The sequence below is a fragment of the Ruegeria sp. G5 genome (genome assembly GCF_056533365.1).
Genome location: NZ_JBQFOK010000001.1, coordinates 404,897 through 421,090 on the forward strand (window position 1 = coordinate 404,897; position 16,194 = coordinate 421,090).

The 16,194-nt window shown below is 55.8% G+C and carries 11 protein-coding genes and 1 tRNA gene; 3 read left to right on the forward strand and 9 right to left on the reverse strand.

All coding sequences use genetic code 11. The features are described from left to right. Positions 1-48: 48 nt before the first annotated feature. Positions 49-3,231: an ATP-binding protein gene (locus tag ACR0BD_RS02000; RefSeq protein WP_480828591.1), complete on the forward strand. Its 3,183-nt coding sequence runs from the start codon at positions 49-51 to the stop codon at positions 3,229-3,231. Here the strand turns inward: ACR0BD_RS02000 and ACR0BD_RS02005 are convergent. From ACR0BD_RS02005 to ACR0BD_RS02030, 6 genes are all read right to left on the reverse strand, one after another. Beyond that, on the reverse strand, positions 3,228-4,625 hold the full coding sequence (locus ACR0BD_RS02005; RefSeq protein WP_480828593.1) for a Dyp-type peroxidase: 1,398 nt from the start codon (positions 4,623-4,625) through the stop codon (positions 3,228-3,230). The two genes, ACR0BD_RS02000 and ACR0BD_RS02005, sit on opposite strands and share 4 nt — an antisense overlap. Beyond that, positions 4,622-5,338, reverse strand: coding sequence for a hypothetical protein (locus ACR0BD_RS02010; RefSeq protein WP_480828596.1), 717 nt, complete (start codon positions 5,336-5,338; stop codon positions 4,622-4,624). The genes ACR0BD_RS02005 and ACR0BD_RS02010 overlap by 4 nt, the downstream gene beginning before the upstream one ends. 4 nt (positions 5,339-5,342) lie before the next feature. Continuing rightward, positions 5,343-6,356 (reverse strand): catalase, encoded by a 1,014-nt coding sequence (locus ACR0BD_RS02015; RefSeq protein ID WP_480828598.1) that lies wholly within the window; start codon positions 6,354-6,356, stop codon positions 5,343-5,345. Between the two features lie 108 nt (positions 6,357-6,464). Continuing rightward, positions 6,465-7,514, reverse strand: coding sequence for a patatin-like phospholipase family protein (locus ACR0BD_RS02020; protein WP_480828600.1), 1,050 nt, complete (start codon positions 7,512-7,514; stop codon positions 6,465-6,467). A gap of 122 nt (positions 7,515-7,636) precedes the next feature. Then, on the reverse strand, positions 7,637-9,871 hold the full coding sequence (locus ACR0BD_RS02025) for a CHASE2 domain-containing protein (protein ID WP_480828601.1): 2,235 nt from the start codon (positions 9,869-9,871) through the stop codon (positions 7,637-7,639). A 105-nt stretch (positions 9,872-9,976) separates the two neighbouring features. Continuing rightward, on the reverse strand, positions 9,977-10,924 hold the full coding sequence (locus ACR0BD_RS02030) for a FecR family protein (protein WP_480828602.1): 948 nt from the start codon (positions 10,922-10,924) through the stop codon (positions 9,977-9,979). 362 nt (positions 10,925-11,286) lie between these two features. Between ACR0BD_RS02030 and ACR0BD_RS02035 the strand changes: the two genes are divergently transcribed. Further along, positions 11,287-11,376: transfer RNA gene (locus ACR0BD_RS02035), tRNA-Ser, on the forward strand. Positions 11,377-11,501: 125 nt separating this feature from the next. Here ACR0BD_RS02035 and ACR0BD_RS02040 read toward each other — a convergent pair. Genes ACR0BD_RS02040 through ACR0BD_RS02050 form a run of 3 tightly spaced genes read right to left on the reverse strand, consistent with a single transcriptional unit; the run spans position 11,502 to position 14,136 of the window. Next, positions 11,502-12,851, reverse strand: coding sequence for a sensor histidine kinase (locus tag ACR0BD_RS02040; protein ID WP_480828604.1), 1,350 nt, complete (start codon positions 12,849-12,851; stop codon positions 11,502-11,504). After that, positions 12,851-13,510: a response regulator transcription factor gene (locus tag ACR0BD_RS02045; RefSeq protein WP_480695494.1), complete on the reverse strand. Its 660-nt coding sequence runs from the start codon at positions 13,508-13,510 to the stop codon at positions 12,851-12,853. The genes ACR0BD_RS02040 and ACR0BD_RS02045 overlap by 1 nt, the downstream gene beginning before the upstream one ends. A 38-nt stretch (positions 13,511-13,548) precedes the next feature. Then, the gene (locus ACR0BD_RS02050) at positions 13,549-14,136 is read right to left on the reverse strand and encodes a PepSY domain-containing protein (RefSeq protein WP_480828605.1); all 588 of its coding nucleotides are present in this window, start codon (positions 14,134-14,136) and stop codon (positions 13,549-13,551) included. 222 nt (positions 14,137-14,358) lie between these two features. On the opposite strand from ACR0BD_RS02050, the gene ACR0BD_RS02055 reads away from it, so the two are divergent. Continuing rightward, positions 14,359-15,375, forward strand: coding sequence for a hypothetical protein (locus ACR0BD_RS02055; protein ID WP_480828607.1), 1,017 nt, complete (start codon positions 14,359-14,361; stop codon positions 15,373-15,375). The last annotated feature ends 819 nt before the right edge of the window (positions 15,376-16,194 follow it).

Here is a 16,194-nt window from a genome sequence, read left to right on the forward strand (position 1 = left end):
GCGTACTGGCGGGGTCGGTCGCGGTGTTGTAGACAAAACACCGATATGGTGAAGGACAAGGATAAGCCTGCCAAGGAATTGGCAGAATCGGCGCAGCGTCGTCCGGTTTCCGTATTGTTCGCCGATATGGTTGGCTACACCGCGATCATCGCCGGGCTGGAAGAAGAAAAGTCTCTGGAATTTGTGCGCACCGTCTATGACATGCTGGTGCGTTCAGTCGAAGAACATGGCGGCACTGTCCGTGATTTCGGCGGCGATAGCATCATGGCCCTGTTCGGAATTCCGGATGCATTGGAAGACCCGGCACTGCGGGCATGCCGTGCCGCTCTGACTGTCCATCAAGCTTTTGCTGAGGCAGAGGATGATTTTGAAAGCCGGTTCGGTGTCCGCCCCAAAATGCGGGTTGGGGTCAGTTCTGGTACCGTTCTGATGGCCACCGTGCAGGGCAAAGGCGGCCCGACGACGGCTGTGGGCAGCACCGTGAACTTGGCGGCGCGGCTTGAAAACCTTGCGCCACCCGGTGGCAGTCTGATCTGTGACACGACCCGCGGTCTTGTCGAGTGGGTGACAGAGCTGGGTTTCTTTGGCGAACACCCGATCAAGGGTTTGGACGCACCCCAAAAGCTGTGGCAATTGCAATCGGTCAAAGACGAAGCCACGCGGTTTGATGCCTCTGTTGCGCGTGGCTTAAGTGACTATGTCGGTCGGGCCGGTGAATTGGATGCCATGTCCACCGCTTTGGCACGATCCGAGCGTTCCCGTGCGGTCATAGACCTTGTCGCGGAACCCGGTCTTGGAAAAACACGTCTGGTTTTTGAGTTCCTGCAGCGGGTTCAGTCCAAAGATGTTTCGGTATTGACCGGCCACTGTTTTGCAGACGGCCAACAGGTGCCGTTTCTGCCCTTCCTTGAGATTTTACGAAAGTCCTTCCAGATCGTCGATGCCGATCAACCTCAGCGGATTCAAAAGAAACTGGAGGTCGGGCTCGAGAAATCCAAACTCTATACGCAAGAAAACCTTGGTCTGGCGATGAACCTTCTGGGGCTGCGCCCGCCAGCGGATGCGTTGGACGGTTTGGACGGCGTTTTGATCGGGTTGCGCAGCCGCGAGCTTATGCTGGCGCTGCTCAGATCGAAATGCAGCCGGGACCGCGTGATCCTGTTGATCGAAGACAGCCACTGGATTGACAGCGCCTCCGAAGATCTGTTGGGCCTTGTGATCGAAGAACCGGAATTCGCCAATCTCATGGTCATTCAGACGCGTAGGCCGGAATACACGCCCGGCTGGCTGGGCGAGGCTGGTGTCACGACGCTGGCGCTCAGCCCGCTTGAGGTTGATGATTTCGCCGATTTGGCCCGTGCGCGTCTGGGTGTGGATGATCTGGAAGACGGGCTTGCCGAACAGTTGACAACCCGGGCAGGTGGAAACCCGTTATTCGGTGAAGAAATCCTGAGTTTTCTTCAGGATCAAGGAACGCTGCGCGTGGACGCAGGCAAGGCGCATTTCGACGCGGAAATGGACGATACCGGTCTTCCTGTGACGATGCGCAGCCTTCTTGCGGCGCGGATTGAACGGCTGGAACCCGAAGACCGGGAATTGCTGCAGGCGGCGGCTGCGATCGGGCGCCGCTTTGATCCGGGTCTGTTGTCCCAACTTGCAGAGCAGGCCGAAGACACAGGCGCGGTATTGCAACGTCTGCAGGCGCAGGATGTTTTGTACCGCGAGGCGAACTCGTCCGATTACATCTTTCGCCACGTTCTTTTACGGGATTCAGTTTACCACAACCTCGTGGCGTCCCGGCGAGCAGAGCTGCATTTTGCAATTGCCGAAGCTTTGGTGCATCGCAACGCAAACCGTTTGCAAGAGGCGGCCGAAATGCTGGCCTACCACTACGGATTGTCGGATCGGGTGGATCAGGCGTTTCGCTTTAGCGCGATGGCCGGTGACAAGAGTTTGGGCGTCTATTCACTGGATGAGGCCAACCGGTATTACGAATCGGCGTTGGACTTGTATCTGAACAACCCCGACTGTGCCTCGAAAGAACAATTTGCGGCGTTTCTGGCGAACTTCGCGTTGTGTTCTAACATCTCGCTCAGGGTGAAGACACTTATCAATCTTGCAGGAACCGTTCGTCCGATCTTGGAACAGGTTGGAGACGACAAAAACCACGCCTTGTTCCTGCATCACTATGTGTCTTGCCTTGTGTGCAATGGAAAATACCACGAGGCGCATTGGGTTCAGAAAGAACTGACCGAGATGGCCAATCGCCTGCGCGATCCGGCCTCCAAGGCCTATGCGATGGTGAACGAGCTTTCGGTCTCCATCTATCATTCGCCAATCGACAACGACAAGTTCGAGGCCAGAAAGGGTCAGGTCGAAGCTGTCCTTGAACAGATCGAAGACGCCTATATCCAGAACTTCTATCTGGCGACTGTTGGCTGGAATGAACTGTGCCGCGGTCGCGTTGCGCGCGCGCATGCCACATCGGATCGAATGATCGCAGTGGGCGAGACGCGTAATGACCCGCGATCACTGGGTTACGGCAAGGCAATGAAAGCGTTGATCGCGATGGTAACCGACGATTACGAGCTGGCGTTGGCAATGGCAGAAGAAGCGCGCAAAACCTCGAAGGTCGAATTCGAACGCGCCATAGCTGCGGCTGCAACCGTCGGGGCGTTGTTGCCCCTGCAAATGCCCGAAGCGATCGAAACGGCCAAACGCCACATTGAAGACTGCCAGGAAAAGGGGTGGTCTTTGTTTACGGTCGGTCCCGAAACGATGCTGGGGGTCGCGTATGCGATGAACGGCCAAATCGCAGAAGGTCTGTCACAGATAGAAACCGCGCTGGCAAAACGCGAAACCGAAGGCACCCAGATCGCGACGGATTGGGCGCGCCTTTACATGTGCGAACTGTATTTGGCGATTCTGACGGGCGAAGGTGGCGGCTCATTGCGTGTTCTTTTGCGGAATTTCAGGTCCATTCTGTGGGTTGTTCTGTTTGGTGAGAAACGGCTGCGGTCCATGATCGACGCCGTTCGCAGCAACCCTCAGTTAGACAAGAACGGTCACTATATCGCGCGGTGCGACATGATCATGGGCCTATTGTGCAAGGCCCGGAAAAAGAAAGATCAGGCCATTAGTTATCTGACCAAGGCTCGTGTTGTCGTCGAGACGGCCGGCAAAACGCCGTTGCTGGCACGTATCGACGCCGCCTTGGCGGAACTGGCCTAATCCGTCAACTCGGACAGGTATTTTATCGCGGTCAGACTGGGCAAAAAGGTATATGCACCCCCGCGTGTGAAAATCAGCCGCGGGAAGCCGTACAAGCGGATCGTATCGCCGTCGGGCAGTGTCATGTCAAACCAACTGGTCTCGGCGGTGTTCGCGCCCAAAAGCGGGTCATTCGCTCCGGTTATGTTGGGGTCCTGCAGGCCAAGGTTGATCCAGTCACACATGACTGCTTCGAATTGCGCGCCGATATTGGCACCGATGAAGCTGCCTAGCAGTCCACGTTCCGCGCTGTCGGGGTTTTGCGGGTCAAAGTCGGGGCCATAAGACATACCCCGGCGCACAAGGCGTCGGGTGTAATTGGCGATCCGCTGAACGATAGGCCCACCACGCGGGTTGCCGCGGCGCAAATGCGACCCGGCAGGGCAACGCGAACCGTGCGTATAGTCAAAATTGGTTGGTGAAACCTCGGTTTCCGGCCACTGCGCGTCTGGCGAAAGCTCGTACGGGACACCATTGCGCCAGCGCCCGCACATCTGGGCCGCAACCACTTCGCGCAGTGCGCCGCGCTGATCCAGACCTTTGCCGATACGGTCCAAGTGATCGGGGTCGGCCAACAGATCGCGCTTGGGGTGATCCATCAGTGTGTCAGCGGCCTGATCCAGATAAGCCTCGAACGCGGCTGCGTCCTGCGCGAGAATCCGGAAGGCATTGAAGGATCCGTTAACGCCCAATGCATCCGGGGATGGGACGCGGAACAACACGCCCTCTTGCCGCGTGGGGTATCCCAGCAAAGCCGTGCCCAGCGGGTCAATCGGTTCGTCCACCCCGGCTTGATCAGGGTCGAACACCTGTTCGAACCTGGGTTGAGAGATGCCATCGACATAGCCAAAGAACACCTTGCCTTCAGGTAGATTCCGACCGTTGCGCACGCCCAAAACATTGAACGCCGCGCTCACCTGCTTTTCGATGAGGTCGAGGTGTTCTGCAACGTCGGAATGGACCGAAGCCATCAGGTGAATACGGTCTGGCTGATCAAACGGAGCGGGCCAGTGTTCAGGTGCGCTATCGCCGAAGTCGCCCAGTTTCATCGCGCGGCTTGTCATGCCCTGCTTGAATTCAGTGGGAAAAGTATTGAGATGCTGTGCCGGAGTTCCCAGCGCCCGCAGCCCTTGGTACGTAATGCCGATGTTAAAGCAGAAGGGCGGCTTGACCTCCCACAGTACCCCGCGTGTGATGGCCGGAACGCTGTCCTGCCCGCCTTCAACCGAAGCGGCCAGAAACTGACGCGCAGCATCGCGGTCCGTGACTTCCAGGAAAAGGTGACGCACAAGGTCACGGCGGTAGCCGCGCAGGATGTTGCCCTGAATATCGGCGAGATCGAGTTTTCTGGTCACCAGCCCTGTCCAAACTTCTGGCGCACTTGCGCGGCTGAAACTCCGGGATAGGCGCGATAGCCGCCCCCCAGCGAAATATTGCGGTTGGCATGCAGTTGCAGCACAAAGTCACGCGGCAGCGACGCCAACATATGGGGCGGCTTGTTCGGTTCCTGCCCTTTGGCGATGTCCTGCAGTCCGAACATGTCTGTGGGGAAATCAGGCGCCTGAAACAAGTCGTGCTCGTGGACCCAGTCGATGAACTCTTCGACGTTGTGTTCCGTTGGAATCAGATGATCTGCGCCGTCCACCAGTGAGATCACATCGTTGAACACACTGCCGATTGTGGTGATGAAGTCGCGGATGTAATTGGTGAAATCCCCGTCATAGACCGAAATCATACAGATATTATTGTCGATCAGAAGGAACCGGGCGAAATGCACGGTGCCGACGTTGTCGAGCCCGGCAAAGATCTCGTCCACGTTTTGCGCAATTGCCATTGTGGCGCGCGCTCGACCGGCGGGCGAGGGGTCCTTGAGCGGCATGATCAGGTTCATCATGCGCTGCACGTTCTCACTGGGTTGCGGCGATGGGCGTGGCCCGCCCGGTAGCTTGGGTTTAGGATCACGCCAGATCCAATAGGGCACGACGATGTATCGCGACAGGAACTGGAACCAGCCGCGATCAGGCAGGCTGTTGACGTATGTGTTGAACCATCCGCTCTGCGAGGACATGCGCTTACCCCTTTGAGAACGGGCAGGGGGAACCGCCGCGCCATTCGCTTGAGATTTTGTACGACTCGATACGGATTTTCAGCACCGGGTCATCTGAGGCCTCAATCCCCTTGGTCAGAAGACCCGGATTGAAGCTGAGTTTTTCGCAATCGGCAATCTGGTTTTCGGGGACGGCATCTACCGTCAGGGTCCCCATCATGATCCGTTTGCGATGGGGTGGCCAGGGACGGGATGAGTTTGAAAAGTCGTCGCCAACCTCGCCTATCGCCATCATCAAGGAAAACCGGGCAGGTTCCTTTGACAACCGCCTTTTTAGTTCGCCACGCAGGTAATCGTTGTCCGGCGGCTCATTGGGATTGGTCTTCAAAACACCCGCAATGGGCTGCCAGGAAAACCGCACCCAGCGGCGCACACTGTCCGGGCCTGTCACAATAAATGTGTGCACCGCATGGTACGCAGCGCGCACATAGCTGGTTGGCGCGCCGATTTGTGCGGCCTGCATCACACCCAGCTGCGAAAATGCGTATTTGTCGGCGAACGCGATCGCACCGTCATCGGGGCTGATGGTTTCATCGGGATAGGGGTCACGTTTCGGCAGCATCAGGTGCAAGTAGTTGCTAATTTTCTGCCAAGGCGTTTCACCGTGATAAGATTTGGGCTTGGCCTCTTCGGCGAATTCCAAAAATGTTTCGGGCGTTGGTGCGAAGAATTCCGGCAGTGTCATCGCAATCAGATCGGTGTCCGAGCCGTCGGGCAGGTGGAACCGCACCGCCATGCCACGCACGTCTGACCAGCCATCATGCACATCTGCGCTGCCCGATCCGTTTGAAAACCGCACGATCACGTCGGTCTTTTGCGTGTTAAAGTGCTCGGCAATACAGAATGTTTTGGCGATCGGAGAAGGCTCGAAAAAACCCGTTGCACTTATACCGATCGTATGAACCGGGCGAAGGTCCACGTCGCCATCAGGTCGACGTAAAACCTCGACCAGCTTCTCGGCAATGCCGGGATCGCTCATGCTTCTGCCCTCGTGTAATGTACTGATATTTTGAAACTAACGATCCGTTAACCATACTTACTTGGATTCCAAAAACAACAGTGACGACGAGGTCGACCGGGTTTCAGTTTACCAGTTGCTCAGCATGCTGAGGGCGTTTTGCCAATACTTGCTTTGTTTGCAGGCCTGAAACGCGTTTTGCATCAAAACGTAGGATTCCGGTTTGTGCGTGGCCAGCCCCACCACTTTGGGCAGCGGCGGGTTAATCCGCACAAGCCGGTCCTTCAGAACAAGGCGTGCCATCCAGTGCTGATTTTCAGCAGAAGTTGTCAAAAGCAGCTCAATCAGCGCCCCTTTATGCGCGCCCGAGGTGATGCCGAACCATTTCAACAGGCCCCAATCGTCAGGATTGCGGACCATTTGTTCTGAGATATCGGTTGGTTGTTGTCCGGTGCCGATCGACAAGGCGTCAATATCTGCCAATCCCTTTGCGTGGCCGGTTGCGATGGCCACATTGATTCCGTTCATGACCGGGTTGTTGGCAAAGGTGCCGCCGTCGGCAAAATAGCCGTAATCCTTGCCACCTGCCTTGATCAGATGGGGTGGGAAATACGAAGGCGCGGCCGAGCTGGCCAGCGCAACGTCGAGCAAATGCACCGCGCTCATATCCAGCCACGAGTCTTGCGTGAGGTTCTGGTTGGTGATCGTAAAGGGCGACCAGCCAATTTTGTCGCTGCGGTGCAGGCAGGCGGTGTTCACAGCCAGTACCAGATCGGGATCCAGCGAACCGACTGTGCGGTCAGAGACCAAAGAATGCCCGATATCCTCAAGCCCGGTCGCGACGTATTGCGAGGCAAGGATGCCGGGGCCACCACCCAGTTTGAACCGCCGCAGCAGGTCATCCAAAGCCTTGTCCAAAAGGGTGCGTTCATTTTCGCGGAATATGGTTGCGGCGTCGTCGCGATAGTGTTTTGCAAGCTGAGCGATCAAAGCGCCCATATCCTTGCCCTGGGTGCGACCGTCCGCCAAAGCCACGGCAATCAGCCCACCGGTCGACGTGCCCGCGAACCCGTCTGCCTTATCCAGAAAACCGGTTTCTTGGTGCAGGCCCTCAAGGATCAGGCAAGTCAGGTATCCCCTGATCCCGCCGCCGTCACAGGAAACCAATTTAAACGTCACGTGCCTGGCCTCATATTCCGCCCTGCGCTTTCCTTGCGCGGGTATTCTTTTTCGGGCTCATCATGGAAAATTCAGTCTGAAGCGCAAGACCCCAATCTGGGCAGCATAGCCGCCCCAAACGTTCAGGCCGATGTTTGACCGGCGCGAAGATGGTGGCCGAATATGACCTGACCGGATTGCACGTCCGTGCGAAAATCTGCAGAGCGCCCTGACAACGATTGATAGAACTGCCGTAAACCCGGTTCGACATCCGCCGCCAGCGCCGCGCAACGCAGGCACATCTGCTCAATGCTCTGATGCGATTGTCTGTTGCGGATGGCGTCAATCAGGTCTGAATGCGCGGTAGCGAGCTTACCGAAATCAGGGCTTCCCAGCACAGACTTGTCACCCACCAGAACGTAAACAGCCTCTAGGTCTGATTTCCCTTTGAGGTCGACAAACCCGGCCTCCAACATTGCAAGGTCTTGGCGGGCCGCCCGATAGACAGAGTTCGAGACGACGATGTCATAGTCAACGTGGCGACAGCTTTGTTCGATACGGGCCGCGATATTCACTACATCGCCGATTACGGTGTAGTTGAAACGGCTTCGCGACCCGATATTACCGACGCAGGCCTGACCCGTTGCACAGCCCGTCGCCAATTCAATCGGTGGCCGGTTTCGCATAACGGGTGATGCATTGAACGCCACCAGAGCCTTGCGCATCAGCAATGCGGCATGGGCGGCCCGGCAGGGGTGATCCTCGACCGGCAAGGGCGCGTTCCAGAATGCCATGACGGCATCACCGATGAATTTGTCGATCGTACCGCGTTCATGCAGAATCTGATCGCCGACTTGCGAAAACAATTCGTTCAGCAACGCTACAAGATCAGTCGCAGAGACGGTTTCTGACAGGGGGGTAAAGCCACGGATGTCAGAGAACATGACGGTGATTTCCTGAGTTTCGCCGCCCAGTTGCAACTGGTGGCCCGAGAGTTCCATTTCGTCCAGAATCTCGGGGGCGACATAGTGCGAAAAGACCTTGCGGATTTCACGCTTTTCCCGCTCGGTCGATACAAACAGGTATCCTGCCAGCAACCCGAAATTTGCCATTCCACCGACCAAAGGAAAGGTCACATCGAAAAGCGTCAGCTGGTTTTGAAATGCAAGCCAACTGGTGCCCAGAACGACGCAAGCCGCAAGCCCGCCCGCGACGAAGGATACGACCGCGCCAAAGCTGGACATAACGGCGATTACGATGAGCCCAAGCAGCACAAAGGACAGCAATTCAAGTGCCGCGGTTACATCTGAACGGTTCAGCATTTCGCCGGTCAGAATTTGTTCCAGCAACTGGGCATGAATTGATACGCCTGGAACGGACTCGCCCAGGGGTGTCTGGTGCATGTCGAACAGCCCGGCCGCCGATGTACCCACCAGAATGATCCGGCCTTCGATTTCGGCCCGCAAAGCCGGATCGTTCGGATTTTGCATGATCTCATTCGCCGACAGATACAGGTCGGGTCGGTCGCGTCTGTACCTGACCCAGACCTCTCCGTTTTCGGTGGTTGGCAAGCGAAACTCACCAAGTTCGACCGCAAGCATGATCCCCGCCTCATCCGGGGATCCTTCGGCCAGAACAAAGGGCGCGTCGATCGCGACCCTTAGTGCTTCAATCCCAAGGCTAGGGATTGGACCGCTAGGTCCACCCCACAGGACAGGTACGCGCCTGACAACTCCGGTCCCGCCAAGGGGCGACACATTTACACCGCCAATACCGGCGGCGCTTCGATCCAATGGTGGTGCGATAGGTGTCCAATACGGGACCCGTACCAGCCCTGCGGTCGGCTGTTCACCGATTTCAATGATGCCCGCTTTGGGGGTAACGTCGGACCCTTCCTGAGATATCCGCGCAGCGGTTCCCATGACAACCGGCCAATTCGCAACCTCCAAACCGAAAAGGACATCATAGTCTATGTGATGGGCTTGGCGTTTGACCGTCAGAACCTCGGAAAGAGTAGGATCATTCAGCAACCGAGTTGGCGAATACCTGTCGGGTTCGACGAACAGCATATCAAACGCGATTGCTGCTGCGCCATATTCGCCAAGGTTCTGAACCATCTGCGCCAGCAGCGTCCGGGGCCACGGCCACTGCCCCCAGTTTGCCAATGTCCGCTCGTCAATATCCAGAACGCGGATGGGCAGGTCAGGGACGTATTCCCGAGGAGATATCCGTTGCAGAAGATCGAAATAGATTAACCGCGTCTGCCGTACAGGATAGGGATCCAGAACCCTGATCAGGCACCCAAGCAGGATCAGGGCAAGGCCGACCAGCCGGAAGCCCCGCCGACGCCCTGTTTTTTCTCTGGGTCTTCTGGTCACTCCGGCCTCCGTATGCAGCAATCTGTTTCTAGCTGCGGATGGCTTGCATGCGCCTGACGCGACTTACTTTGCTGTCTTCCTCGGTCACTCGACTGAGTTACCCGCTCAGGTTTTACCTTTTCTTCCTTTTCCCTGTCCCTTTCCTTTGCCATGCCCCGGCCCCTTGCCTTTTCCGGGGTTGTTTACACCTCCGGATTTTCCGGAGACCCCGGCTGGGTTCGAACCATCTTGCTGACCCGAACGGCTCGACCTTGTCGGTGGCTCAGACGAAGGTGGCTCTGGCGAAGGTGGTTCAGCAGACGGCGGGTCCGGGCGCGGTGGTTCTGGTGCCGGCGGTTCTGGCGGGGCCTGCTCCTGCACTGCCGTTTGTCGGAAACCGGGTCGTGGAGGTGGGTCAGAGTTCACAGATGGGATTGGTGCGGCCTCACCCGCGCATCCTCCGATGTCTACCTGAAGCGGGCTGAGCAAGTCCTGCTGTGACTGAATGAAAGGAAACCCGGATTGCAGCGCTAGATCGTATTGAACCTGATCAATAGGGCGACCGACGCTGCCGCGCTCGGACGTTGCATACAGGCTGCATACGCGCCCCGCCGATCGACAGGCACCGCTTTGTCCGCACATGCGAACGGATCCTTCCAGAACCAACATTGCGCTTTGCGCATCGGAAACGACCCACATGTCAAACGTTGTCCCGCGCACGGCCATGGTGGCGGTGGGTGTTTTGATCGAATAGGCACGCTTTTTACTTTTGCCCGAGATAAAACGAAAGCTACCGCCAAGGGCCTGAACGGCAAATGACTTTGCCTTTTGGTTGCCGCGCAGCATGGTGACATCCAACACCATGCTGGCGTTCGGACCAATCGCAATTTTGGTTTCGTCACTAAATATAAGCTGAACCAGACCGCTACCGTTCGTCGAAATCGCGTCGCCCGACGCGACCTCCATCCCGGTCTTCAACGGTTGCGACTTTCCCGCGCGCGTGATCTGCGCGCCTTGCTTTACGCCGACAACTTTTCCGATGTTGGCCAGAGCCTGCACAGGCGCAAGCAGCAAACACAACAAAACAAGTAACACTTTTAACCAGGCCAACCGTCTATTCCCCCAAATAGATTATGTTGCAGGCGAAACGCCTACTGCCCGGTTTTGACCTCTATGAATTCAATATTTTTATTTTCTTAAAATATGTCTGAACAAATATGCCTTATAATACGCATGTTTGGCAAGCTTTATGGTGTATCTTGTGAAACAACCCTTGCCAAGCAATCCGTCAAGGCTGCCATTGCGCGTTTTTGAGGCACGTATCACGGTTTTGGCGGTCTCGCTCTCGGCCAAACTTGTCTCGGTAGGCAGAAAAATCGCGAGGCTCTGGAAAATCGTCTTGTAAGTGGTCAACAGGCGAGGATATACCGGCCAGCGGAGACGTGGCCGAGTGGTCGAAGGCGCTCCCCTGCTAAGGGAGTAGGCGGGAAACCGTCTCGAGGGTTCGAATCCCTTCGTCTCCGCCACCAAAGCCAACTCTAGTAATAGTACGGGCTGGCTGGTGTGCGCATTGTTCTCCAACAGCTTTTTATGCATCTATTGTTGGAATTTGACGGCTAAAGGCTGTCTGGAAAGCTGCGGCAACGGGGCGTTATCGCGCGGGTTTTTTGTAGACTGAATTGATGATTACCCGGCACTCAAGACCACCCAATGTTTTTGACCGGCCCAACTCAAGCTTGGCGCCATAGGCATTCAGGAGGTCGACCGCAATCGCAAGCCCCAGACCCGTACCGGCCACCGAGGTATCGAGGCGACCGCCGGATCTCAGTGCTTCTCGGCGATCATCCTCCGGGATGCCTGGACCATCATCTTCGATGTGAATTTCTATGCGACCTGGCTTGGCAAAGGCGGAAACGCGAACGGTATTGCGGCACCACTTTACCGCGTTGTCCATTAGATTTCCCAAGACCTCTTCGATGTCCTGCGGGTCCATTCGAACCCAAAGGTCCTTTTGGCGCGTGACTTCAAACACCTTGTCGTCCCTGGCCGCCATCCTTGAAAACAAGCGTGAAAGCCGATCGACCGAGTTTGACAGGTCGGCGCGCGAATGGGAAAGCTCGGCAGTATTCATGGCGCGCATTCTGGCCAATGATCTGCTCAGTTGCGCGTCGATCCTCCCCAAAGCTTCTTGGGCTGTTTCAATCTGGGTGCCTTGCTCGGACAGGTTGCTCAGCTCGTTTCGCAAAATGGCCGTCGGAGTTTTCAGAGCGTGCGCCAAGTCAGCGGTTTGCCGTCGAGATCCAGACACGATATCGCGGTTGCGCTTTGAGAGCTGGTTCAAGTCGTCGACCAGCGGCGATACTTCTTCCGGGTAGTCATCCGGTTTCAGACCTTCGTCCGTGTCCCAGCGATGAGCGACATCCGTTCGCAGTTTCTGAAGGGGGCCAAGAATCGCAGACATAAGAAACAACGATCCGGCGACCCCGATCAGCCCGACCAGTGTGAAGACGGGAAAAAGACTGCGTTGCGCGGCCCGGCGTTCACCGATCAGCTCATCCCGGCTTTCGGCGACGCTGACCCCCCAAACCGTTCCGTCTTCGTAAGAGATTTCCTGATAAATGCTGCGCAGTGCCTCACCTTCTGGCCCTTCGGTATTCCATAGGACGGGTGCGGTTGGGGTGGATTGCGGCTCTGCGATGGTTTCGTCAAACAGAGAGGCGGATGTAAAAACATCGCCTGCCTGACTGGTGACTTGCCAATATCGTCCGGAATACGGAGTGCTATAGGCCGGGTCAAACATCAGATCACCCAAAGCCCCCGGGTTTTCCGTTGTTACACTCAGACCAACGACAAGCTGTGTGTGCCGATCCCGCAGTGCTGCGTCAAACTGATCGGAAACCCTGGAGTTGATATAGGAAAGAACGGCCAGCGTTCCGACGGTGACGGATATGGCGCCTGATGCCATGCCACCCAACAAGGCGCGTTGACGCAATGAAAGCATCAGGTCCCATCAATCATGTAGCCGCGCCCGCGCACTGTCTTTATGAGCTCGGGCCCCAGCTTTTTTCGCAGACGTGTTATAAACACCGCGATGGTATTTGAATCCCGATCCCCGTCATATTCATAGATATGCTCAGACAGTTCGGTTCTTGAGATCAACCGGCCCCTGTTGTGCGCAAGGTAGGTCAGAACGGCGATTTCCTGTGCCGTCAGATCAATCGGGATACCCTTTGCTGTGACCCGACCGTTCTTTGTGTCCAGCGACACATCACCCATCTCGATCATCGGGTTCAGTTGTCCGCTTTGCCGCCGCAAGATCGCGCGGACCCGTGCGGCAAGTTCCGGCATGTGGAAGGGTTTTGTCATATAGTCGTCGGCACCCGCATCAAGGCCGTCGACGCGTTCGCTCCAGCCGTCGCGAGCGGTCAGGATCAAAACGGGGGTTTTTACACCAGCCGATCGCCACTCTCGTAGAACGGAAATTCCATCGCGCTCAGGCAGGCCCACATCCAGAACGATGACGTCGTAGGGTTCGGTTGACCCCAGATGGAGGGCTTCAAGACCATTATGGGCGACATCCACAACGCGCCCTTCGGCATTCAGAAGCTTTTTGATTTGCGCACAGAGGTGCGGTTCATCTTCTGCCAGTAATACTCTCATATGCGAAAACTACCGTGCCTCGGTCAATTATTCATTCTTTATCTTCTACCGCCGCCGTTGCCATTGCCGCCGCTGTTGCCACCACCGCTGTTGCCGCCGCCACCGCTATTGCCGCCGCCGTTGCCGCCACCGTTACCGCCGCCGTTGCCGCCACCGTTACCGCCGCCGTTGCCGCCACCATTACCGCCGCCGTTGCCGCCACCATTACCGCCGCCGTTGCCGCCACCATTACCGCCACCATTACCGCCAGCGTTGCCGTTACCGTTGTTCCCGGAGTTGCCGCTATTGGCTTTGTTGCCAGCTTGGCTGCGTGTATTCGCGGTCCTGGTCGCGCTTGCTTGGGCGGCCTCTTTTATTTGTCGCCCCAAGCTCGATCGGTTGGACACAACCACGCCGGTTTTGGCATCGACGATGACACTCACTATCTTGCCGTTGGGTTTCTTAATCAGAATCCGATAATAGACACCGTCGGATTGATAGGCTCGTGCGTCGACCGGTGTCCCGCCAAAGACTTTTTCGACCCCTCGGATCACTTTCTTTAGCCGAATTGCCCCGCCGGACTTGGTCGCCTGACGCAACTCCGACTGCTTTAATTCGCGCACGGCGGCATTCCCTTCACTCGTCACGAGAAGGGCCACACAAACTGTCGTGGCAAAAAGCTTTATCATCACTGTCACTGTCTTGGCGTACATCACACTAAAGATTAATTAATTCTATGTGAACTAGTGATGAACAAACAGTTTTTCGTGTGTTCAGCGAGCATCAGTTCTTATGGGAGGGCAGGTGATTCTTTTCTGAGCTTTTCTGCCCGGAGTTGTGATTGCCAGGATCTGACCCAAGAGGATGAAATGAAAACCAAGGTAACCAGTCTGTTGAAAGCTTCTGCAGTTGCAGTGGCTCTGGTTGGCTCCGCTGCGGTTGTTGCGACTATGGCAATGCCGGATGCAGCGTTTGCTAAACCAGGTAACGGAAATGGTGGGGGCAAAGGTAACGGCGGCGGTAACGCCGGAGGAAATGGCGGCGATAAGGGTAACGCCGGCAACAGTGGTGGAAAGAGTAAAGGTGTCGGTTTTGGAGCTTCCAAAAAGGAAGACGCGAAAATCGGCGGACTCAACCGTGGCGGTAGCAAATCGAAGAAGGGTAAAGGCTTTTCTCTGAAAGGTTTGCTGGGCATCGACAAAAGCGGTGGAGCGAAATCGAAAGCCGGACAGAAAAAGGCTGGCGGAGCGCAAAAGGCGTTTGCGTCGACTGATGTAGAAACCTCGGTTCGACCAAAAGTACGCGCCAAGGGAAACAAAGCTGCGGCGCTTTTGGGTGCCCATCCTTCTGAGCTAGGTGCGCTCAACGCGGCGAATGCAAGCGAAACAGCGTTGCTGAATGCGTCGCCCAATTCGCGGGTTGGTCGGATTGCGATCTATCGTGATACGGTACTGGCCGGGCAGCAGCTTGAGGAAGATCTTGCAATCGCTGAAGGTATCTTGGCTGGCTTGGATGAGCCAGAGCGTACCGTGAGTGAAATAGAGCCGGAACTGGAAGCCGCAGAGACTCAAGTTCAGGAAGATCAACAGGTTCTGGCTGATCTTGAACAGGATTTGATTGACGCTGGCGGAACTGATCCCGATATCGAAAACGCGATCGAACAAGCTGAGGCTGACTTGCAAGCGTCGCAAGATGCAGCTGATGCTTTGGCGGAAGAACGTCAGGAAGCGCTCGATTTTGAACAAGCCGTGAACGATGTCGAAACGCTGAACGAAGCTATCGAAGAGCAACCCGAACTTGAACGGGCTGCACTGGAAGACGCTGCAAACAAACCTGTAACCGACGAAGTGGAGACAGCCGTAAAAGCCCTGTTGGGTTTGGAATAGTCAACGCCAACTCATTGCCCTGACACCCACGGAGGCAAGGGGGGCCGGGCCAGCCATTTTCATCCACCTACACAAACATTGGCTGGTCCGGTTACTTAATAAAATAGGTGTGTATAGAAGCACCGCAAACAGAACACGCGCACCTTGTACTCACTCTAAGCGCGAACGAAAGCCCGCTCTTATTTTGAGCGGGCTTTTTCTGTGCAATGGGTCTGAACCAGTTATTGGTTGCCTATTCTGACCGCGCGGTTGGTTGGCTTTTCTTTCGGTCACTGGTCTGAGTTTGATGAATAAGATCTCAAACCGTTTCGGGTGTTGATGATAGCGCTCGAAACGTGTTCGCGATTCATCCGCTTTGGTGTTTCATTGGTCAGCCGGGAAGCGGTCGAGACTGACTTGCGACCAACGCTCCTAGATTAAAATGACAACTAGCCCCCGCAGTTTCCTTTATGTGCCTGAAGGCTCCGCTTCTAGACCCGAGATAAGCCAGCTGCGCTTAAGCTGAATTATGGCCGAACACATTGAAAATACATTGGTTAATTTTCGCTTTGGTTGTCCCCAATGCGTAGACAATCACTGGATTATAGCCGCGAATCGAAGGTTACTTTGTTTGTAACAATCAGACCTTTAAGCGCCCTAGCTGTAATCTAATTTTTGAAATGGCTTAATGTTGTCGACAAAGGGCTTTTGGACCGATTTAGCATCGGTATTTGCCTTGAACCCCCGATGTTGGTGTAATTGACAGGCGTTTCACGAAAATCAAAACATCAAACATTTGCGTGTTCATATTCAGTTAAAATAACATTCATTTACTGTAGT

What these genes read in the sequence shown, in the direction of transcription:
- ACR0BD_RS02010 (WP_480828596.1), bottom strand. Translation starts at nt 5,338, where the DNA reads ATGTCCTCGCAGAGCGGATGGTTCAACACATACGTCAACAGCCTGCCT.
- ACR0BD_RS02015 (WP_480828598.1), bottom strand. Translation starts at nt 6,356, where the DNA reads ATGAGCGATCCCGGCATTGCCGAGAAGCTGGTCGAGGTTTTACGTCGA.
- ACR0BD_RS02040 (WP_480828604.1), bottom strand. Translation starts at nt 12,851, where the DNA reads ATGCTTTCATTGCGTCAACGCGCCTTGTTGGGTGGCATGGCATCAGGC.
- ACR0BD_RS02045 (WP_480695494.1), bottom strand. Translation starts at nt 13,510, where the DNA reads ATGAGAGTATTACTGGCAGAAGATGAACCGCACCTCTGTGCGCAAATC.
- ACR0BD_RS02055 (WP_480828607.1), top strand. Translation starts at nt 14,359, where the DNA reads ATGAAAACCAAGGTAACCAGTCTGTTGAAAGCTTCTGCAGTTGCAGTG.